Origin of the sequence: Methylophaga sp. UBA678, from assembly GCF_002299105.1 — a bacterium.
Lineage (GTDB): Bacteria > Pseudomonadota > Gammaproteobacteria > Nitrosococcales > Methylophagaceae > Methylophaga > Methylophaga marina.
Genome location: NZ_DBNG01000008.1, coordinates 116,090 through 137,391 on the forward strand (window position 1 = coordinate 116,090; position 21,302 = coordinate 137,391).

Here is a 21,302-nt window from a genome sequence, read left to right on the forward strand (position 1 = left end):
GGCTTTATTTATTCAATTCACATTGGCTTCAAATCAAACGCAATACAAATACGTTCCTCATCTGAGCTGAATGGAATGGTGCGATGGAAGCAGGATGAGGGAAACATCACCAAGTCACCTACTTCTGGAGCAATAGTCTTTGTGGGAAAGTTGTCGTGTTTTTTTGGGTAATCGTCACCATGCGTGCTTAGCTCAATACTACCTTCATGTTCGTGCTGCTTATTTTTTGGTAATGACAAATATAGCGAACCACTGACCCAACCTTCCTCATGAATATGGGAAGTCAGGTGACCGCCACTTTTCATTTTCACATACCAGGAGCTGGCGAACTCGGTAGTTTTAGGGAACCCTTTCACAAACTGGCAGTTTTCACCTGCAAATGTTTGACGATACCGTTCCACTGCCTGAGCGACATATTCAGCCAGTTGTCGGAAGGAGGCTTCAGGGCGTTTAAATAAATTCCCAGAAGATTGCACACCGTTGTAGAGTCTTCCCTGCGACTTTTCATCCACATCGCAGGTATGAATATCTTGTAAAAGCTGATTTAAAAACACAGTATTGTTTTTTATCTCAGGTATTTCAGTATGAAACACAAAGTCCAGTGGATTTTTACAGAAGTTGTAATCATTCTCGGTGCCAAAGTTTTCAGCATAATGACCAGCCAGCGTGGCTAAAAATGGCGAGTTATCTTTACTGCGTTTTAATGCATCAAGGCCGTTTTTAAACTCCTCAAACTGCCCTGTTTTATATAGACAGTATAAAGAACGCTCCTGCCAGTCAGCATATTGTGAGCGTTGAAAATGTTCCAAGGCACCCTGCAAATCACCACTATCATAAAGGTAAACCGCCAAACTATAGTTTGCCATCGGTAAATCAGGATTGAGTTCTAAAGCCCGTTTATAGGCAGCAACGGATTCTTCATAGCGGCCTTGATCGCGTAACACTTCACCCACACTACGATGCACATCTGCATAATTCGGGTTGAGTTCTAATGCTTTGTTATACGCAGTAATGGCTTCACCTAATTTGCCTTGGTTTTTGTAGGCTGTGCCTAGGTTGAAGTAAATCTGAGCATCCGAATGAATGGCCAGTGCCCGCTTGTATGTGTCGATAGCTTCAACCAACATGCCCTGCTCTTGTAAAACAACCCCCAAGTTCACTATGGCTTCATAAAAGCCTGGTTCCAGATCGATGGCTTTTTGATAATTCTGACTTGCTTGGGGATATTGTTTTAAGGCTTGATGAGCAATGCCCATATTATAATAAGCGTCGACCAAACCAGGTTTGATACTAACGGCTTTTTTATAACTTTGAATGGCTTCTTCATGACGATTCATATTGGTCAGCAGCGCTGCCACATTAAAATGCATCTCAGCAATACTTGGATCAATTTTTATCGCTTTGCGAAAAGCGTCGACAGCCTCTTTAGTTTTACTTTGTCCCGCAAGCGCATTGCCATAGAGGTTATGTAAAACAAACGCATTGGGATACTGCTTTAACAATTTCTTCGACATGGATTCTGCTGTGGCTAGCTGACCAGCGTTTAATGCATTCACAATGGGTTGAATTTCTGCTTGAGAGACTGGTCTTAAGGGGGCGTTTTTTTTCATGTTGAGCTCAGGGTCTTGAATTCAGCGGTTAGAGATATCATTTAAAGCAGTTGAATGTAGCGTAGGGAATTTCTTCCCGCAACACTTGATTATGCATCAAATCACACAGTCATTGACTCATTTACTTTAAGGTTAAAGAAATCAGATGGATACAGTAACACAAGCTTTACTCGGTGGCGCCGTAGGATATATGGTCGCGGGTAAAAAAGCCCCACGAAAAGCGGTGTTATGGGGAGCAGCGATAGCTGTATTACCTGATTTAGATATTTTCATTCCTCATGAAACCGATTTAGCGTCCATGACTTTACACCGTAGCTGGACACATTCCTGGTTTGTACAGACAGCTATTGCCCCTTTACTAGCCATGTTATTCCATCGTTTCGACCGGAATAAAACGTTTAGCTACCTTACATGGTTTCTCCTTACCTGGTTAGCTTTGACAACTCATTCCGCTCTTGATGGCCTCACCGTCTATGGCACACAGTTATTCTGGCCGCTCATGCCAAGCCCGGTCTCTGGCGGCAGCGTGTTTATTATCGATCCAGCCTATTCTATCCCCCTACTAACAGGTATTTTGGCGGTGTTACTCTCCCCTGATAAAACATTTAGTCAAAAACTGATGCATTATGCCTTTGGCTTTAGTTGCTTATATCTGACGTGGGGAGTATTTGCTCAGCAGTGGGTGGAACACGAAGCTGAAACGGCTTTCAAAGAACAAGGTATCGAGATTGACCACATGCAAGTTTCAGCGACGGCGTTTAACACGCTTTTGTGGCGAGTGGTTGCCGTCAATGATGCTCATTACTACGAAGGGTTTCATTCTTTATTAGAAGGGAATCAGCCCATCATTTTAAAGACATACCCACGTGGTGCCGAACTCATCGATAAGGTAGATCATTATCCAAGCTATAAACGCATAAACTGGTTCACTCGTGGTTTATTCAAGCTTGAGTTGCAAGATAATCATGTAATTGCTTCCGATCTACGTATGGGTATGGAGCCAAGTTATTTTTTCCGCTTTCAAATTGCAGAAAAAAAAGAGCAACGGTTTATACCGGTTACACCAGAACGATTTCCAAGCCAAAGTCATCGACGGGATAGCGTACGTTGGGTGTGGCAACGTATCTGGAATCCGGCTGTAGAATTTAATCCACAACTGAATTAGGTAAACACCTATTAACAATATTTTTAACAGGTTTTCTGTATCGGTTAATTTTGATGTAATGGTGTCATGACACAGACAACTGAAACCAACTTTACTAATGGTCTGCTGAACTGGCAGTTTGATAATCAATTTGTTCAGCGTTTACCCGCCGATCCAGAAACAAAAAATTTCCGGCGACAAGTGTTAGGTGCCTGTTATTCCTATGTCACACCAAGGACAGCCACATCCCCTACGCTGCTGGCTTATTCAACTGAGATGGCTCAGGAACTTGGCTTGACTGATGAGGATTGTCAAAGTGGGTTATTTACAAACGTCTTTGTAGGCAATCTGAAACTCAGAGGCATGCAGCCTCATGCCCAGTGTTATGGTGGTCACCAATTTGGTAATTGGGCTGGTCAACTGGGTGATGGTCGAGCTATCAATCTTGGTGAAATCATCGGTGAGTCGGGTCAACGTTGGAGCTTACAACTTAAAGGCTCTGGTGAAACCCCTTACTCACGCTCTGCTGATGGTCTTGCTGTGTTACGTTCTTCGGTGCGAGAGTTTTTATGTAGTGAAACCATGTACCATCTTGGCGTGCCGACCACTCGTGCATTAAGTCTGATAACGACTGGTGACGAAGTCATTCGGGATATGTTTTACGATGGACGTCCACAAAGCGAACCCGGTGCCGTTGTGTGCCGGGTTGCCCCATCGTTTCTACGTCTCGGCAGTTACGAAATCTTCAGTGCCCAAGGCGATATTAAAACATTAAAAACATTGGTTGATTACACCATTGAGTCTTTTTTCCCTCACTTAGCTGCACCAGGTAAGCAAACCTATTTAGACTGGTTCCAAGAAGTGTGTGAACGTACAGCCGATATGGTGGTGGACTGGATGCGAGTCGGTTTTGTGCATGGTGTGTTTAATACCGATAATACCTCTGTTCTTGGTCTCACCATTGACTATGGTCCATATGGTTGGATTGATGACTACGATCCTAACTGGACCCCAAACACCACTGATGCTACCGGCAAACGTTATCGCTTTGGTGCTCAGCCACAAATTGCTCAGTGGAACCTATTACAAATGGCCAACGCTATCTATCCTTTAATAGAGGATGCTGAAGCCTTGAGAAACATTCTCAACGACTATGTCACGCTCTACACGGATAAATGGCAACAAATGCGGGCAGATAAATTGGGCTTAGCTGCGTTTAACGCAGCTGATGAAGAGTTACATCAGGAACTGAATCGTATCATGCAGCTCACCGAAACCGATATGACCCTATTCTATCGGCATTTAGCTGATGTCCGCATCGAAGATAAAGACAAAACAGATGATGAGATTCTTTCGCCCATCATGGTGTCTTTTTACTCTCCTGATGTACTGACTCAAGCAGATAAAAAAGATATCGCACAGTGGCTACGAACTTATCTCAGCCGTGTTGATGAAGACGGTATCAGCGATGACAAGCGACAGAGCAAAATGAATGCGATCAACCCGAAATATGTGTTGCGTAATTATTTGTCACAGCTGGCCATTGATAAGGCTGAGCAAGGCGATCCCAGTCTCATAAACGAACTATTAGATGTGATGCGCCATCCCTATGATGAGCAACCTCAATATGAACAGTACGCTGCTAAACGCCCTGACTGGGCCAGGAACAAACCCGGCTGTTCAATGCTCTCATGTAGTTCATAGTCCATTAATAAGGAAATGACCGTGAAACTCGCCAAGACACTCTCCGCGTTTGCCCTTGTTTTCAGTAGCCAGTTTATTGCTGCAGATATCACTCGGGATAAAGACCTGACCATCGAAAAGTTAACAACAGATATTTCTCTTGGTTGGGGAATGGATTATCTGAATAACAAAACCCTACTTATTACCAGTCGCGAGGGTCAGTTATTTCAATACGATTTTGAGACACACCAAAAAACGGAAATCCAAGGCTTACCTGAGGATATTTTGGTAGAGGGTCAGGGCGGTCTGTTTGATGTTAAACACGCGCCAGACTACGATAAAACAGGCTGGATTTATTTCAGTTATGCCAAAGACATTGATGGTGAGGGAGCAACTACACTTGCCAGAGCTAAATTGGATAATAACAAGCTGATCGACTGGCAAGAATTATTGGTGACTCAATCTCGTACAGGTAACGACGTCCATTATGGTGGTCGTATTACTTTTGATGGCCAAGGTCATATTTTCCTGTCTGTGGGTGATCGTGGTGAGCGTCCAAACGGGCAAAATTTAATGACTCATGCCGGCAGCATTTTACGACTGAATATGGATGGCACTGCAGCATCCGATAATCCATTTATTAATCAAGACAAGGCTCTGCCTGAAATTTGGAGCTATGGTCACCGTAACCCTCAAGGTTTGTTTTATAACCAACAAACTCAACAACTGTGGGAAATTGAACATGGACCACGCGGTGGTGATGAGATCAATTTAATCGAAGCCGGTAAAAACTACGGATGGCCAGAAATTTCTTACGGCAAAGAATACTGGGCCCCGCTTTCCGTCGGTCATGGCACACATCAGGATGGTATGGAACAACCAGTGAAAACCTATTTTCCATCTATCGCCCCAAGTAGCCTTATTCAATATCAGGGCACGTTGTTTCCTGAATGGCAAGGTAAACTTATTTCAGGCGCACTCAGTTTACAACATTTAAATATTGTCAGCCTTAATGAGAACAACGAAGCCGTTGACGAGCAACGTTTATTAGACACGCTCTCCAGCAGAGTTCGTAACGTCATTGAAGCACCCGATGGCGCTTTAATCATTAGTACTGATGCTGGCGCTGTATATCGAATTTCACCTGCAGTATCCACAAAACACTAAAACGCATGAAAACATTTCCTGTTTGACAGTCATCGCGCCTTATTAAATAATGATAATAATTCACATTTACATTAAGGCTAATTTTGAGCAATCTCACCTATCAACAAGATAAGGATGTCACCGCTTTATACACAGAACATAAAAGCTGGTTACATCGTTGGTTAAAAAACAAGCTGCAATGTGATGATCTGGCTCTTGATTTAGTGCAATCCACTTTTGTCAGGTTGATTCTCAAACCTGAGAAAATGACAGATTTGAAACAACCTCGTGCATATTTAACTACCATCGCACATGGTCTGCTGAATGATTACTGGCGCCGACAGCGAGTCGAACAAACTTATCTTGAAGCACTGGCTTTATATCCGGAAGAGTTCAGTCCGTCAGAAGAACATCGGGCCATTACAATAGATACATTACTGGAATTAATCGCCTTACTGGATAGTATGAAAAAGCCAGTCCGCGATACTTTTATTTTGTCTCAGTTAGAAGGTTGCACTTACCGACAAATCGCTGAAAAACTGGCCGTGTCTGAACGAACAATCAAAACCTATATGGCAGAGGCCATGTTCCAGTGCTTACGCCTTAAAAGCGCCAAACCGTAAAATGCGCCCAGAAAGTCAGCTCTTGCTTGAAGATAAGGTATTACAGCAAGCCTCTCAGTGGTTTGCGATTTTACAGGGTGAAAATGTCAGTGCCGAAGAACAACAAAACTGGCGTGATTGGTTATCCCTCGATCCTGCCCATCAACTTGCTTGGGAACAGATAGAAGCGATTCAGACCGGTTTTAATCAGGCAGCAAACTCATCCACATCTCATTACGTTCTAAGGCGGACAACTGCCAAGTCAGGAACCTCTAGAACAACGTCTATTTTTAGTATCGCTATTCTTGTCATCGTCTCATTGATCACGCTGTCTGTTTTTACACTTTATCCTGTAACAAGCGATAAAACACAGTACGCAACAGCCATTGGGGAAACACGTCAGATTACACTTGCCGATGGCACTCAACTTTGGCTTAACACCAATAGTAAAGTGGAAACACAGTTCAGTGTTGATTTACGTCAAATCAATTTGCTGCAAGGTGAAGTATTCATTAGTAGTGGCCCCGATACGGCCTACCAACACCGGCCCCTGGTGGTTGATACAGAAGATGGTCGGCTCACTGCATTGGGAACGCGCTTTAACGTGCAATATGACAATCAAAAAACCACTTTGAGTGTCTTTGAAGGTGCTGTAAAAACAGAGCCCAACCATCAAACGACATCGACCATTACGCCCGCAGGCAAACAAACCCTATTTAATCAACAAACCATACTCAAAGATACATTACCTGTGGATCCAATCAAGGAAGCTTGGACCAAAGGCATTTTACTAGCCAATGACATGCCTTTATGTGAATTTATTGCTGAAATAAATCGTTATCAAGAGCCGGTGATTATCTGTCCAGACGAACTCAGTAGCTTCCGACTCATGGGCAGTTATCCCGTCGACAATATACCTAGAGTATTAACAGCGGTTGAAACGTCTCTGCCCGTTCATATCTGGCAGGTCAACAAAAAAGTATGGCGTATCGATAAAAGACATTAACTTTTTACGATTTACTTCCCTTTTCCTTCTGCTATCCGGCATAGCTAGTAAAGACACTAAAGCAGATGAGGAAAAAATGAGAAATCAACAAAGAACTAAAGCACTATTGAACAAACGGCGTAAAACTCGCCAACTATTATTAAGTTCTATTGTACTGAGTAGTAGTTTGCTCTATCAGCCCCTTACCGTTTATGCCAACAATATCCAACAGCATTATGAAATTCAACAAGGAAATTTAGCCACTGTATTAACCCAGTTTGCCAGCCGTTCAGGCATTTTACTCTCAGCAGATGCCACCCTGACGACTGGAAAATATAGCTCAGGCTTATCTGGTGATTTCAATACAGAACAAGGCTTAGAAATGATTCTGGCCGGCACGGGATTAACGTATATCAAATCTGCCGATAATAGCTATTATTTACAAAAAATCCCGTCGCCAAAGCAACAACAAAATGTCACGCTAGAGAATCATTCTCAATCAGTGGAGTTAGATGCCTTAATGGTCATGGGCACACCACAATTTCGTTATGACAGTCGTGAAGTAAAAACAGGAGTTCGCACAGCTAAAGATATCACCGAAGTGGCTCGCAGTGTCGATATTATTCCAGAACAATTACTTTTGGATTCACAAGCACGTGAAATGGAAGATGTCTATAAGCTGGCACCTAATGTGGTCAACTCCGATGGTTATGGTGGCACACGAGAAGACTATCTGATTAGAGGCTTCAGACGGCCTGCTGATATTTATCGTAATGGTGTTCGACTAAAAACAGGCCGTCGTATTGATCCTGCTACAGTCGATAATATTCAAATTATCAAGGGCCCAGTCGCTGATATCGGCCAAATGATGCCCGGTGGCCTCGTTAACATTATCACTAAAAAACCCCAGTTAGAGAATGAACATCATCTTTCTACCAGCTTTGATGAGCATGGTCAGCGCCGTGCAGTGTTTGACTCTACAGGGGCAATTGCTAACAGCGATAACCTGGCATACCGCGTCACCGGTTCATGGGAAGACAGTGAGACTTTTCGTGACAACTCAGATATCGACAGACGATTTTTATCCACCTCGCTTTCCTGGTTTGGTGATCAAGGCCAATATATCAATGTAAATTATGAATACAGCAAAGAAAAACGATCATTTGACCGTGGCGTTATTACGGTTCCGCTGGCCAATGGCAAACGAACCATTGCGGATGTGTCAAGTGATACCAGTTATGATGCCGGCTTCAGCTTTAATGAAGTGGAATCCAATCTCATAGAAATTGATACCGTTTTTCCTATCAAACAAAGCGGCTGGAATATCGAATCCAAACTGTTTTATAACAGTGAAAAGGCCGATGACACCCATGTTGAAGTCAGAGGTGCAGCAACGGATGGAACGATAACTCGCCGTGTTCAGGGTAATGAAGATCGTGAATTGAATACCTTATTTGCTCGCTTACAAGCTCGTGGCGAGTTTGACTTAGTTTTGCCAATGACACTGGTGACTGGTGTTGAATATCACGAACAGGATGAGGAATGGATCAACTTTGTCGGTAGCGATCAAACTGGTGGCACCGTCACCAATCCAAACAGTTATAGCTTAATCAATGATATTACGACAGCAAGTCGAGATGATCGTGATGTGAATATGAAGTCATATGGCCCCTTTGCTCAACTTGATATGAAACCATCTGATGACATCACCATCACCCTAGGCTTACGCGAAGAATTTTATTCGGCAGACTTTGAACGTCGCATACTCAGTTCCGGTGCCGTCATCACAGCGGATACCCCCCGTGATAGCAAATTCACCAAAAGTGCCGGAATTGTCTGGAATGTTATTCCAGAAGTCTCTTTATATACCTCTTATGCTGATACGTTCATGGCGCAAAATATTTATACCGGTCAACAGCAACAAACTGAGTTGTCACCACAGCAAGGCCGCCAATATGAAGCCGGAGTGAAATGGTCAACGTTTGATGACAGACTACTACTGACGATGGCATATTTTGATATAAAACAAGACAATGTCTATGAAAGTGTCAATGGTGAAGCCGAATTAACCGGAGGCATTGAGACCAATGGTGTCGAATTAAGCCTTGCTGGTAGCCCCGTCCGTGGCTGGAATATCCGGGCATCACTTGGCTTACTGGATGCTGAGATCGTCAGTGAAGACACTGACACCAATGGTAACCGCCCTAGAAATGTACCAGAGCATACCGCCAATCTATGGACGAGTTATGAGTTCCAGGGAGCCGATCATCCTCTGAGTGGTTTTGGCATGGGGGGTGGTATTACTCATGTGGGTAATCGCTATGGTGATAGTGAGCACAGCTTCGACTTGGGCGACTACACATTGGTTGATGCAGGGATTTGGTATTACTTCCCAGCTATTGGCAATTCAACGCTCAGAGTGGATTTAGGTGTGAAGAATATCACCGATGAAGAGTATTACACCGCTTCTGGTGGTGATTACCGCATCTCTGTCGGTGCACCAAGAACGGTATTTGCTGGCTTGCGTTTAGACTTCTAAAGACAAAAATCAAAGGGCATGGCATCACACCATGCCCTTTTTATTCAGCTTAGACTGAATATTGGCCTGATAACTGAGTCGCTAAATAATCTCTGTGCTGCTCTTCCATAAAGGCATCAGTGATACCGTAATGACTGAGTTTCATCGTGTAAAAACGATCAAAATAATCTTGCACCGTCTGTTCAATTTCCTGATTAAAACCAACAGAAGCGGTGACAGTACTGCCATTAGTGCGTTGTGTTACACGACCATCATTCAGTACAAGCTCACCATTTTTAAATACTTTTTCAGCATGGCGGAACATAATCGATTTGTCGTCTTGTTCACGATAAACAGCAATGTCAGCTCTTGACCCTGATTGTAACGTCCCTCTGTCATTCTGCCCAAGTAAACGGGCAGGCGCCGCTCGGGTCATAATCGCTATCTCATACAAACTGAATTCTTTTTTCAGATCTTTTAATAAGGTCATTTCAGTAATTTCAGGATGCAGATTTTCCAAACAAGCCATGCGATACTCATAACTCATTAATAAATGTAATAAGTCTGGATAACGGGTAAATGGCGCACCATTTGGATGATCAGTAGTAAAAAATAATCGCCAAGGATCTTCTGATAGTAAAAATATCTCCAGGCCAATCGCCCACTGCAAGCCATTCACAAAGCTGGTTTGTTTGTATTGATAAGGCACGATACCACCACTGCCCTCATTCTCTGCATGCCAGACGTGCCATTTATTGGGACTGGCATCGCCACGACGAGCAAACTGTGCCATGACGTCACCTGATAAGGTCACCGTTTGACCAAATAGCACCTGCCCGACATCCATCGTAATATTCGGATAACGATTAAATGCTGCCATCAACTGAGCTGCAGCGGAAGAAAAACCAAACTTACCTTCATTGCCATAGCCATAAAACTGCACATGCGCTAAATGCATTGGCAATCCCTGCGCCGCTTCCATCGTATCGACAATCGTCTGGATATTGCCCGGCGTTCCCAAGTTATTACAATGAACATGAACGGGATGAGGTACGCCAGTCTGTACAGCAGCTGTCTGCAAGGTTTGTAATAACTGACGTGACGAAATGCCGTAATCACTTAAAACATCATCTAAATCAAAGGTTTCTGCACCCTCTTTAAATGCTTGTGATCCACCAGCGTTAATCACTTTTAAGCCTAGGGCTTTTGTTTTATGAAGCGTCCAGGCCACATAATCATTAATTTGTGACTGGCCCGCACCAGCACGGATTAAATTCACCAATAAATCATCACTACCGAGGATGGCCAAAGCCGCCGTATCAATAATAGGAATATCAGCAAATTCGGCATGCACTTGTGGTGCATTAACAGGCAACATCGCTGGTTCAACAACCATGCTATAGCCCATTTCAGTGTATTTATAACCAGTTTCGAACGAAGACCAGCGCGCATTAGAGAAGGGGGTGACAGCTTGTCGCATCAAATGATTACGATGCTGCTCTGGCAGCAATAATCGAGCGGTGTTGACGTTACCTCCAGCAATATGACTGTGTATATCAATGCCACCGGCCATCACAATGTCACCCTTCACATCATAGATGCTGGCTTTCTGCTGTTGATCTAAGTCTGGTGTGTCACAAATTCTGTCCTCTTTGAACCAGATATCACGAATCTCGCCATTCCAATTCTGAACAGGGTCAAAGGCACGGGCGTTTTTGATACAAGAATACATAAAACCTCACTGACGCTTGATAACACAGTCTGATAAAGCAGCTTGGACGGCCACTGGTGACAATGGTGTCGTACTAATAAATTCGATCAGGCTTTCCTTCACTGGCACGGGGTTCTGGCTAAAATTAAGTTCGGTGTCAACCTGATTGATAAAAAGTGTGCCCATCTCGGTACTGACAACCGCTTTGAGTCGTTCAACTTCCGATTCACGGCATAACTGTAATAAAGCCGACTCATCAAATTGATACGTATTATCGAAACGAAAACCAAGGCTTTGCCAACCATCGTCTTGATGTTCATAAACATCAAGGCCACTTTCAGCCTGTTTTTGACTACTTTTCTGGTCCTGTCTGGGCTCAGGCACCTTTTGCCAAACAGCACGTTTGAATGAAGAAGGCCTATCCAGAAATGAGAGTGATAGCTCGCCCCACTCTGTATGATGCGTAGGTGTGCTATGAGACTCGAACTGATGGAGAAAATTCTGCATCGATACTAAGTCTGCTTGTTGCTGATCATCATACTTATTCACGACAATCAGATCGGCCACTTCTAATTGCTGCAAAAATATCTCATGAGTGATGTAACGCTCATCACTAAAATGACGAGCATCGACTAAGGTAATGGTCGCCGCTAAATCAATCCAGTCTCGATATTGCCTGCTTGTGAGGATATCCAATACTTCTTTAGGATGACCGAGGCCACTAGGTTCAATCAATAACCTATCTGGCTGCACTTCCCGTAGGATCTGATTTAACGCTACGGTGACAGGTAAGCCTGCCGTGCAGCACATGCATCCGCCCGGTACTTCTTTGATGATTAAGCCATCAGATTCGGAAGAATCTGACGATAGCAACGCTTTATCCAGCCCCACCTCGCCAAACTCATTCACCAGAACGGCCCACCTCTCAGTTTCTGGCTTTTTCTTGAGTAAGGACATAATCGCCGTTGTTTTCCCTACTCCCAAAAAACCGGTGATGATATTTGTCGGAATTGGCTGCACGGTGTCAGCGTTCATGAAAAGCGCTTACCTTGCGCCACAGTAACACCCCAAACACCAAACTCAGTAACAACAGTTTCAAAGAGCCCTGCCAGATAAATGCAGCATTATCAGGCTGGTAATTAAAACTGGGGATATCAGCAAAATCTGTTTTTTCAAAAGCGGTATCGAAGAAATAAAATGACCAGAAGAAATCACGTAATGACTGTTGATACTCTGCAACTTGCTGATTGAAATCAACATTCGCCAACATATCGCTATTCGCCAAGCGATTAAAACTGTATTGCATTGTCATTACTGGGGAAAACCATGAAAAAGCCTGGCCTTGCTGGTGACTGGCTAACTGACTCTGGTAACGTTTTTCGACTAGATCACTAACCACGACATCACTCATCTGCTGCTGGCCGTAATACCAACGCCAGTCAAATTCATCACCCAACGGGGCGGTAGGCGTCCATTGTGGAAACTTCGCGAGATAAGCCTCAAAGTCAGCTTTCTTATCTTTATCCCAGCTATCATTCATATATTGACGCTGCTCAAACACGATCGCTGCATCTTTCCCAGCTTCTTGTTGTTGAATTTGATAGAGATAAGCCACGCCCGGCACAATAAATGTAAACACCAGCCAAATACTAATGAGTGACAGATAATTGAAACTGGCTTCTTTATTCAAAAATACAATCCAGCCACAAATCAGCCACCAACACAGTTGATACAAAACAACTTGTAGTAAGACTGCCAACCAACTGCTATCTATTGTGACCGATGTCATCCATGTGGCTAACACCAATAAAGTCATATTGACGGTCAATACCATCAAAGCGGGTACAGCCATCTTTCTGAAAATTAACTGTGTACCCTTCGATACCTGAGCCACTAACATTGGCCAGCGACCGCTACTTTTTTCATCGGCCAATAGATTAATAGTCATTGCACCAATCAATAGTGGCATCAGGTATAACCATAAAAAGGATAAATCAAATTGACCAAAACGCTGAGCGTCAGTATTGCCAAGCGCGTTAGCATTCACCTGACTCTGTAGACCTAACAATCTGACACGTAAATGATTGGCAGACTCATCACGTTCCCCCCGAAACAAGGCTGACCATGCCTGCGGTAGCTGAGCAACAGGATGAAATAAGTAATAGCCCATATAGCCAAGCTGTAATTGTTGTTTATCAAACTGCTCTTGATAGTGCTCAATCTCATTCTGATAAAAAGTTTCAGCCAACTGATAATGCTCTAATTCACGCTCATAGGTGACCTGACTTAGACTAATGGCAACAACGCCTGCAACAAGATAGGTCAACAGCAACCATTTATTTAGCCTGTTCGCCCAAAACAGTTTCATTTCAATAGCAAACAGATTCATAGACTCACCTTCGGTCTGGTAAGAGTAATGGCCGCCAACAAACACAGGAACCAAACCATAATAACGGCAACAGAAGCGGCCATGGTTGGCCATTCTTGTTTTAACTTCGTCGCTTGATAATCAAACTTGGCCAGTTCAGACCAATGTGACTGAGATATACGTGTCTCACGGTCCTTAGCCAGATCGACTTCATGGATATGGATATCATTCAAAGACTGAATTAATTGATAACGGTAGGCTTCAGCTGCTTGTTCGAACTCTCTGATATGCTCATAACTGGTACCACTGAGTTGGTTGGATAGTCGACTCGTTACCAGGTAAGGCGATATTAGGGACAAACCAGAAACCCAGGCATTTTGTTTGGCTATCTGAGCTAAAAGCTGCTCATATTGCTGCTCAAAGACTTCACTGGTTATTCTCTCACCTTCCTGCATCAACAATCCCTTCCAATTCACAGGCAAGTCTTCAACACGATCAACGCCATACACTTGTAGTGTTTTCTCTCGGAAATCATTGAAATACGGATCATCAGGATCGTGAGAGTCCCCGACTTTGGCAACAGCTTGTGTTGTTTGAATATCAAACACTGCTTTATCCGGTAAAGGATAACGCCACTCTGCTACCGCATAAGCCAGCTTTGGTAACACCACTACCATCACCAGCCACAGTAATAGAGATGAGGATAGGCTCTGATTATTCCCTTGTGCTAAGGTCGATACCAATAAAATCAGACCGATCCATATCATGCAATACAGAAAATACAGTGCAAATAACATGGAAAAGCGTGCATAAACATCGCCACTTGCCTCGCCCAGCACCAAAAACAATGCGGCCACAGAAAAGACCAGTGCCAGAAAAAGTAGTGAAATAAATAAGAACGCTAATGCTTTGCCGACAATCAGTTGACGAAAACTGACGCCAAGCGCAATTACCTGTCGTAATGTGCCCTGCTGACGCTCACCACTGATACTTTTATAAGCTAACGCAATCAGCACTAAAGGCCAGACGACCAATATCAGTGTTGCGCCGGATAAATAACCCAACTGCATATAGCTATGGCTACTTAAATATTGCTTAAACTGACTGCTGTTTTGTCGATGTGCTTCTAAAAACAACATATTACCCACAAATGGGTTTACACCAGCATCAATGAAACTTAATGGTGAGATAACACGAAACACCATGGCACCATAATGTGCAGCTCGGTGCGGGTGACGGTCCGGCTGAGCTTCCCACTTGGCATCATTGGTTTCCTGCCACTGTTTTTGTACGGCAATAAAATCTTGCTGCTGTTGCCAGTGGCTAAAAGCCACTAGCACAGTCAACATAAGCATCAGGGGTAATAAAATTTTCAGCGTTTTATGACGCCATTGCTCCACTAATTCGTGACGCGCTATCGTAAAAAGCATGTCCACACCCATTAAAAGCGATACAGGACAGAAACAGAGGCATTGATACCGTCACCAGGAGAATAAATAATGTCTGAACCATTCTGAGAATTATCATAGACATATTCATAATATTCGTTGAACAAATTATTCACTTGCAGATTAATCGTTCCCCAGCCAGCGTCGTAGTCAACACTGGTATTAACCAGGTTAAACTTACCGTACTTGCCCCCATCATTGGCTTCATTTACATAAGCACTAGCCTGAGCATCATAATGCACTCGCCAAGTAACGGCTGGGGTCACTTGATAACTCACTCCCATTGAGGCAGTGTAAGAAGGAATACTACGTAATTCATTCCCCTTATTCTCACCTTCTGTACGAATCTCAGAATCCGCAGTAGTAAAATTACCCCAAAGCGTGACGAGGTCAGTTACTCCCCAATTAAAGCCAAAGTCCAGACCTTTTCGCATGGTTTCACCAACATTTTGTGAGGTATTGTCAATGGTGACATATTCATCACTGGCTTTCTGCTGCCAATACGATAAACGTAATTCCAGACTATCGAGTGCCAACCACTTAGTGCCCACTTCCCAGCCATCATTCAACGAAACATCACGCTCCGAGCGATCACCTGCGGTATAGGCTGCTGCACTCGTTGGCGTTTGGAAACTTCTGCCATAGTTTGCAAATACGGTAACGCTGTCTGATGGGTAAAAGAACAAGTTTAATTTTGGCTGCATTATGTTGCCAAAATCATAAATATCTCTCTTCGTACCGGCAAATTTACCATCACCAGTAAATCTGTCTGCTCGAATCGCCACATTCCAGGCAAACCAATCTAATGGTGTATTGGCTAGCTCTAAATAACTACCATAGTTGATAAAATCGAACTCATAATCTCTGAGTACATTTGAGTTATCACGTTGCCGAGCGTTATTAACTGTGCCAAATCGTTGCTCGATGACCTTCTGTTTCTCTACATTCACACCCCAGTTCAATGTCCAATCAGGGTTTAACTGCCAATTAAGCGAAGAGATAACGCCATAATGATCTTGATCATCATAACGATTTTGTAAGGAGTTACCTGCAGTAAATCTGACCCAACGCTCTCTTTCATAATGATTAAAGTAGGACTTTAAGGACCAGTCCACACTATCGGAAAAAGCATGGTCAAAGTGCAAACTATAGGATTGTGTGTTTTTATCACCACCATCTTGTCTGGCATAGCTTGCTGAGCGAGTTGGGTGTTTTCTAGCCTCTTCTTGCGTTAAGTAGCCTGGGGCATCGGCATCATAGTCTGAGGCACGAACAATCAAGCCTAAGGAGGTATCATCTGAAAAATCATAAAACCAGCGACCTGAGACAGAATATTTATCCAGCTCAAAATTATCACGATAACCATCAGATTGACGGTAACCAAAGAAATAATTATGTCTCAACTTACCGGTTTGTTCTCCCGCATAGGCTTGTACTTCACGCGCGTTATAACTGCCTGCAGTAACTTGTACTTCACGCCCTAAATCTGAACGTGTTTCGATGTTGTAATTACCAGCAACATTCAACAAACCATAACGTGGATCACTGGTGCCTTTGAAGACGGTGATATTACTGATATCTCCAGGAAATAACTGATCCATTTCACTGTAACCATTATGTAAATTGGTAGGGATACCATCAATCAGTAACTTAGCGTGTGGTGATGAACCTTCAGCAGCAAATCCACGTATACCGATATCGGTATTAATAATGCCTTGGTTATAACGAGCAAAATAAACGCCGGGGACTTTGGTGAATAATTCCATCGTGTTATTGATATGACTTTGAGCCAACTCCTCACGTGAAATACTATCGACAGATCCTGCTAAATTCGTATCGCTATAATCTGGCGCATCCCCAACCACAATCATGGGAGAAATTGTTGCCGATGAGCTCTCATCAGCCAAGACTCCGACAGGAAATAATGCTGATAAGACAAGGCTGGTTATAAGGTTTTTTTTCACATTAAGACCTTTAAGCTGAAAATTGGTTGAAATAGTGTTCTGTTAGATCGGGTAACGTCAGTTGTTCGTTTTTTATGAATTGTTTTAACTGCCCCTGACTCATAATGCCGATGTGATCAGATAGCTGATGTGCACAGAGCAAGTCATGCGTCACAATCAATACCGCTGTGCCACGTTCTTTAATGGTGTTAACCACATCGATAAACTCTTGTGTCGCGACAGGATCAAGGCCTGAAGTAGGTTCATCCATCAACACCAGTTTGGCGTGCTTGAGTAAAGCAAAGGCAATAGCCACTTTTTGACGCATGCCCTTAGAGAAGCTGCCAACTTTGCGATCAAGTTGATGTTCTGTGATGCCAGTTCTGATTAAAACATCTTTAATCTCACCATCACTGACACGCATTTTGGCGAGTTCAGCAAGATAGGCGATATTTTCTATTGCAGTAAAACTAGGATAGAGATGCACATTTTCTGGGATATACATCATCTGTTCGCGGCAAGCCGATCGCTGGTGATACATATCCAGTCCATCTAAAACAGCACTACCAGAATCAGGTTTAATAAAACCCAGTAACATATTGATTGTAGTTGTTTTTCCTGCGCCATTTGCTCCAAGAAGACATAGAATTTCACCTGAAACGACAGTAAAATTTAAATCATTAACCGCATGATTTTTTCCATAAAACTTGTTTAAATTACTGACTTCTAGCATGTCTAATTCGGTTCCTCGAGGCAGTTTTTAATGAGAATCAATCGTAAAATAGTGATGTATCATATCATTATGTACACCAAATAAAACCCAGTCTTGCTGGGTTTTATTTGGTTTGGCAGTTTTCACACAAGCCGTGAAGTTCTAACTGTGGGCTATTAAGCTGAAAATGATTCTGTTGAATGCTTTTTTCCAAGGCTTCTATCAGCTTGGTATCAATACCCACTTCACTCACGGATTGGCAATTGTCACAAATCAAAAACTGCGGTGTTTCGTGTTTGTGATTACACGTGATATGTGAGCAGGCCAAAAACTTATTCGTTGAAGCCAACTTATGCACTAAGCCTTGCTCAATAAGAAATTCCAGCATTCTGTACACTGACATAGCTGGTATTTTTTCACCCATTTTGCGTTGATACAAATCAGCAAGTTCATAGGCTGACTGTGGCTGAGCGTTTTCAAGTAAAAGCTCCAGTACCAACTTGCGCTTAGGAGTCAGCTTGCCTCCATGCTCAATACAACTTTTTTCGGCTTGATTAATTGCTTTTTTTGTATCCATATCGTCACTTTGGAGAGTAGGCTCATCACTCACTATTATCATTAAAGAACGACTAATGATAACGGAATTTTAACAGTTAACCCATTCACTCAATAATGCACCATATAAAATCAGCCGTATTCCTAGCTCAGGCAAAGTCTATACCGAGCAGTAAGCGAGGTGATAATGCCGTAGCCGATGGCGATCGATGCACCAGTGCTGGCAATGATGAGTTCGGCCATGCCTGACCTTTCATCAATAAAACATCACCAGGAGAAGCCTGTTGAATCGCATCTTCATTCATATATATGCCTGACGTTTCATCTGGCTGACCATTGGCACCAGCACCCAGCTTGGTTCTGTCAACATTATCTTCAGTTAACCACTGCGTGGTATTTCCTGCATAAGTGGATACCAAACGACACATCAATTTATCAACATGAAAGCGTGGACACATTGTTTTATTCAATAACTCCAGTCGCAAGCCTACATGACTCAAATCAAATAAGTCTGCAAAGATTTCCGCTATGGAGGCGATATCATTTTCTAAGGCCGTGTATGTCTGCTGCTTTAAAGAGCCTCTCAGCCATTCATGAACTTCAGAGGGTTTAAGTACTGCTCGGAATGCAAAGCTGGTGTGGGTGTTGAGTAAAGCGGACACATCTTCTGTTATGGCCGCATTCAGTTGTCTCTGCCAAACAATCAGATTCACGAATTGATCATAAATATCTGCTAAATCAACAGCATCTGATGCATACTTGATGTGATTAATTGATTCAGTTTTTTTGATAGCTAATGCTGTCATTGTGATTGCCATGAAGGAAAAGGATCAGCTAATGTCTGCCATAGAGCTTTGCCTGCGAGCAGTTCCTCATCTGTTAATAAACAGGCATCAAGCTGCTCTTTAACTTGTGACTCATTCAGGTTCTGGCCAATAAAAACTAGTTCCTGACGCATGTCACCAAATGGTTCTTGCCAATGTTCCATGATGACTTCTCTAGACTCTTCATCTTCAGGCCAGCGATCTTCTGGCACGGCTTTCCAAAACATGCCCGCGAAACCATGATGAGCGATACCACCAGCCTGACTCCAATGACCAGCAAATTGTGGTCGGCTGGCTAACCAGAAATAGCCTTTAGAGCGAATTAACTTACCGTCTGGCCAATCCTGATGTAGAAAATCATAAAACTTCTCAGGATGAAATGGCTTACGTGCGACATATGAAAAACTACTGATGCCATATTCTTCGGTTTCAGGCACGTGCTCACCCCTGGCTTCTTTTAACCAGCCAGGTGCTTGTGAGGCTTTCTCAAAATCAAACTTATGCGTAGCCAAGACTTTGTCCAGCGACACTTTTCCTTGCTCTAAGGGAATGATGTCTGCTTGCGTATTCAGACTTCTCAATATGGAAGTCAACTCTTCCAGATCCTCTTTTTTGCATAAGTCAGTCTTGCTAACAAGAATGACATCACAAAACTCCACCTGCTCAATCAGCAGATCGGCCACACTTCGCATGTCTTCCTCACCGAGGTGTTCACCTTTATCTTGGAGAAGTTCAGCTTCACGAAAATCTTTCAAAAAGTTGATAGCATCAACCACCGTGACCATGGTATCCAGACGAGCTATGGTAGAAAGACTCTCACCCTCTTCATCCGCAAACGTGAATGTTTCTGCGACAGGTAAGGGCTCTGAGATACCAGTTGATTCAATCACGAGATAATCAAAACGGCCTTCATCTGCCAGACGTTTGACTTCAATTAACAAATCTTCACGTAAAGTGCAGCAAATGCAGCCGTTACTCATCTCCACCAGCTTTTCTTCAGCACGATTGAAATCAACTTCATTGTTAAGCTGTTGTGCATCAATATTGATTTCACTCATATCATTCACAATAACCGCCACTTTTCTACCTTCACGATTATTCAGAATGTGGTTGAGTACGGTCGTTTTACCTGCCCCTAAAAAACCCGATAAAACAGTGACCGGCAGTCGATTATCGTTTGTCTTCATAACGTCGTTCTCTTTTTTCATTTATGTTCTTAATATCCGTGCTGTATTCCGCTGTGGGTCTAATCAGTAAGCGTTCTATACCAATAGGATCACCGCTTTCCAGACAATAGCCATACTCTCCTTGACGTATTCGCTGCCGGGCTTTATCAATTTTAGGAATAAGCTGACGTTTACGGTCTGCCAGTCTTAATGCTATCTGCGCCTCTTCTTCGAGTGTGGCTCTATCAGACACATCGCTGACTCTGCCATAGTTGATGTCTTGCTTTGACGCTTCAATTTCGTCTAGTGTCTCTTGTCGTAATTGAAGCAATCTGGCATCAAAGAAAGCTAATTGTTCTTCATTCATATAGTCATCTTCTGACATGGCCATTAATGCTTTCTCATCCATTGCTAGGCTCCATCATCTGCACGTTTTTTGTAGTTAATTGGCGATTCCAGAAGTGCCCACTCATAATGAAAAGTGCTGCCGGAACGGTGATCCAAAACTCATAATGTTCTGGTAAGAAAAATGTTGAAACTAAGGCGCTAATGCCCAAGCTCACTAAGATCATGGGTAAATAACTACCGTGTTGTATGTATGAAAAAGGCAAACTCAACAGCGCTAAAATGATGACGGGGATCAACAACAATAAATGCACCCACGGTGATTCAAATGAGCTGCTTGCAGCGCCAAAGAAAGCCAAACTGATGATTATCGGTGTCGCTAAGCAGTGCACCAGACAAAGCCCTGAACAGGCGATAGCGATATTATCTTTCATCTCAACCTCACAATTAATGATATATCGTATCATATTGCCAATGATTGAATGATGCAAGAAAAAACAAAAACCTGAAATAACGGATACTAGATGCAGATAAAAAAACAG

At 43.1% G+C, this 21,302-nt stretch carries 18 protein-coding genes; 6 read left to right on the forward strand and 12 right to left on the reverse strand.

Going from position 1 to position 21,302, the window contains the following annotated elements; genetic code table 11:
- Positions 1-17: 17 nt before the first annotated feature.
- Positions 18-1,610, reverse strand: a complete 1,593-nt coding sequence (locus B3014_RS04390) for a tetratricopeptide repeat protein (RefSeq protein ID WP_289244708.1) — start codon at positions 1,608-1,610, stop codon at positions 18-20.
- A 145-nt stretch (positions 1,611-1,755) separates the two neighbouring features.
- Between B3014_RS04390 and B3014_RS04395 the strand changes: the two genes are divergently transcribed.
- From B3014_RS04395 to B3014_RS04420, 6 genes are all read left to right on the forward strand, one after another.
- The gene (locus B3014_RS04395; RefSeq protein ID WP_289244707.1) at positions 1,756-2,775 is read left to right on the forward strand and encodes a metal-dependent hydrolase; all 1,020 of its coding nucleotides are present in this window, start codon (positions 1,756-1,758) and stop codon (positions 2,773-2,775) included.
- A gap of 66 nt (positions 2,776-2,841) precedes the next feature.
- A complete protein-coding gene (locus tag B3014_RS04400) occupies positions 2,842-4,458 on the forward strand; it encodes a protein adenylyltransferase SelO (RefSeq protein WP_289244706.1) in 1,617 nt (538 codons plus the stop codon).
- 21 nt (positions 4,459-4,479) lie between these two features.
- A complete protein-coding gene (locus tag B3014_RS04405) occupies positions 4,480-5,604 on the forward strand; it encodes a PQQ-dependent sugar dehydrogenase (protein ID WP_289244705.1) in 1,125 nt (374 codons plus the stop codon).
- A gap of 83 nt (positions 5,605-5,687) precedes the next feature.
- On the forward strand, positions 5,688-6,206 hold the full coding sequence (locus B3014_RS04410) for a sigma-70 family RNA polymerase sigma factor (protein WP_289244704.1): 519 nt from the start codon (positions 5,688-5,690) through the stop codon (positions 6,204-6,206).
- A gap of 1 nt (position 6,207) precedes the next feature.
- Positions 6,208-7,191 carry a FecR domain-containing protein gene (locus B3014_RS04415; protein WP_289244703.1) on the forward strand — a complete coding sequence of 328 codons (984 nt, stop codon included), beginning with the start codon at positions 6,208-6,210 and terminating at the stop codon, positions 7,189-7,191.
- 76 nt (positions 7,192-7,267) lie between these two features.
- Positions 7,268-9,709, forward strand: a complete 2,442-nt coding sequence (locus B3014_RS04420; RefSeq protein ID WP_289244702.1) for a TonB-dependent receptor — start codon at positions 7,268-7,270, stop codon at positions 9,707-9,709.
- Positions 9,710-9,758: 49 nt separating this feature from the next.
- On the opposite strand, the gene B3014_RS04425 is transcribed toward B3014_RS04420, so the two are convergent.
- The 11 genes from B3014_RS04425 to B3014_RS04475 all read right to left on the reverse strand — a co-directional run bounded on the left by B3014_RS04425 (position 9,759) and on the right by B3014_RS04475 (position 21,194).
- Entirely contained in the window at positions 9,759-11,420 is a 1,662-nt protein-coding gene (locus B3014_RS04425) for a formylmethanofuran dehydrogenase subunit A (protein ID WP_289244701.1), read from the reverse strand.
- A gap of 6 nt (positions 11,421-11,426) precedes the next feature.
- Complete coding sequence (locus tag B3014_RS04430) at positions 11,427-12,434, reverse strand: CobW family GTP-binding protein (RefSeq protein ID WP_289244700.1); 1,008 nt, start codon at positions 12,432-12,434, stop codon at positions 11,427-11,429.
- The gene (locus B3014_RS04435; protein ID WP_289244699.1) at positions 12,424-13,788 is read right to left on the reverse strand and encodes a DUF3526 domain-containing protein; all 1,365 of its coding nucleotides are present in this window, start codon (positions 13,786-13,788) and stop codon (positions 12,424-12,426) included. The genes B3014_RS04430 and B3014_RS04435 overlap by 11 nt, the downstream gene beginning before the upstream one ends.
- Positions 13,785-15,197 carry an ABC transporter permease gene (locus B3014_RS04440; RefSeq protein ID WP_289244698.1) on the reverse strand — a complete coding sequence of 471 codons (1,413 nt, stop codon included), beginning with the start codon at positions 15,195-15,197 and terminating at the stop codon, positions 13,785-13,787. The genes B3014_RS04435 and B3014_RS04440 overlap by 4 nt, the downstream gene beginning before the upstream one ends.
- An 11-nt stretch (positions 15,198-15,208) precedes the next feature.
- A complete protein-coding gene (locus B3014_RS04445) occupies positions 15,209-17,179 on the reverse strand; it encodes a TonB-dependent receptor (RefSeq protein ID WP_289244697.1) in 1,971 nt (656 codons plus the stop codon).
- Between the two features lie 10 nt (positions 17,180-17,189).
- Complete coding sequence (locus B3014_RS04450) at positions 17,190-17,891, reverse strand: ABC transporter ATP-binding protein (protein ID WP_289244696.1); 702 nt, start codon at positions 17,889-17,891, stop codon at positions 17,190-17,192.
- Positions 17,892-17,994: 103 nt separating this feature from the next.
- Positions 17,995-18,447 carry a Fur family transcriptional regulator gene (locus B3014_RS04455; RefSeq protein ID WP_289244695.1) on the reverse strand — a complete coding sequence of 151 codons (453 nt, stop codon included), beginning with the start codon at positions 18,445-18,447 and terminating at the stop codon, positions 17,995-17,997.
- 127 nt (positions 18,448-18,574) lie between these two features.
- Positions 18,575-19,231: a DUF1826 domain-containing protein gene (locus tag B3014_RS04460; RefSeq protein ID WP_289244694.1), complete on the reverse strand. Its 657-nt coding sequence runs from the start codon at positions 19,229-19,231 to the stop codon at positions 18,575-18,577.
- A complete protein-coding gene (gene zigA / locus B3014_RS04465) occupies positions 19,228-20,436 on the reverse strand; it encodes a zinc metallochaperone GTPase ZigA (RefSeq protein ID WP_289244693.1) in 1,209 nt (402 codons plus the stop codon). The genes B3014_RS04460 and zigA overlap by 4 nt, the downstream gene beginning before the upstream one ends.
- Positions 20,420-20,824, reverse strand: coding sequence for a TraR/DksA C4-type zinc finger protein (locus B3014_RS04470; RefSeq protein ID WP_289244692.1), 405 nt, complete (start codon positions 20,822-20,824; stop codon positions 20,420-20,422). Before B3014_RS04470 ends, zigA begins: the two co-directional genes overlap by 17 nt.
- Complete coding sequence (locus tag B3014_RS04475) at positions 20,817-21,194, reverse strand: MerC domain-containing protein (RefSeq protein WP_289244691.1); 378 nt, start codon at positions 21,192-21,194, stop codon at positions 20,817-20,819. The genes B3014_RS04470 and B3014_RS04475 overlap by 8 nt, the downstream gene beginning before the upstream one ends.
- Positions 21,195-21,302: the final 108 nt, after the last annotated feature.

Excerpts from the sequence above, each read along its gene's own strand:
- B3014_RS04415 (WP_289244703.1), top strand. The coding sequence starts at position 6,208 with ATGCGCCCAGAAAGTCAGCTCTTGCTTGAAGATAAGGTATTACAGCAA.
- B3014_RS04425 (WP_289244701.1), bottom strand. The coding sequence starts at position 11,420 with ATGTATTCTTGTATCAAAAACGCCCGTGCCTTTGACCCTGTTCAGAAT.
- B3014_RS04475 (WP_289244691.1), bottom strand. The coding sequence starts at position 21,194 with ATGAAAGATAATATCGCTATCGCCTGTTCAGGGCTTTGTCTGGTGCAC.
- B3014_RS04400 (WP_289244706.1), top strand. The coding sequence starts at position 2,842 with ATGACACAGACAACTGAAACCAACTTTACTAATGGTCTGCTGAACTGG.
- zigA (WP_289244693.1), bottom strand. The coding sequence starts at position 20,436 with ATGAAGACAAACGATAATCGACTGCCGGTCACTGTTTTATCGGGTTTT.
- B3014_RS04460 (WP_289244694.1), bottom strand. The coding sequence starts at position 19,231 with ATGACAGCATTAGCTATCAAAAAAACTGAATCAATTAATCACATCAAG.
- B3014_RS04470 (WP_289244692.1), bottom strand. The coding sequence starts at position 20,824 with ATGGATGAGAAAGCATTAATGGCCATGTCAGAAGATGACTATATGAAT.
- B3014_RS04455 (WP_289244695.1), bottom strand. The coding sequence starts at position 18,447 with ATGGATACAAAAAAAGCAATTAATCAAGCCGAAAAAAGTTGTATTGAG.
- B3014_RS04395 (WP_289244707.1), top strand. The coding sequence starts at position 1,756 with ATGGATACAGTAACACAAGCTTTACTCGGTGGCGCCGTAGGATATATG.
- B3014_RS04420 (WP_289244702.1), top strand. The coding sequence starts at position 7,268 with ATGAGAAATCAACAAAGAACTAAAGCACTATTGAACAAACGGCGTAAA.
- B3014_RS04435 (WP_289244699.1), bottom strand. The coding sequence starts at position 13,788 with ATGAATCTGTTTGCTATTGAAATGAAACTGTTTTGGGCGAACAGGCTA.
- B3014_RS04430 (WP_289244700.1), bottom strand. The coding sequence starts at position 12,434 with ATGAACGCTGACACCGTGCAGCCAATTCCGACAAATATCATCACCGGT.
- B3014_RS04390 (WP_289244708.1), bottom strand. The coding sequence starts at position 1,610 with ATGAAAAAAAACGCCCCCTTAAGACCAGTCTCTCAAGCAGAAATTCAA.
- B3014_RS04440 (WP_289244698.1), bottom strand. The coding sequence starts at position 15,197 with ATGCTTTTTACGATAGCGCGTCACGAATTAGTGGAGCAATGGCGTCAT.
- B3014_RS04450 (WP_289244696.1), bottom strand. The coding sequence starts at position 17,891 with ATGCTAGAAGTCAGTAATTTAAACAAGTTTTATGGAAAAAATCATGCG.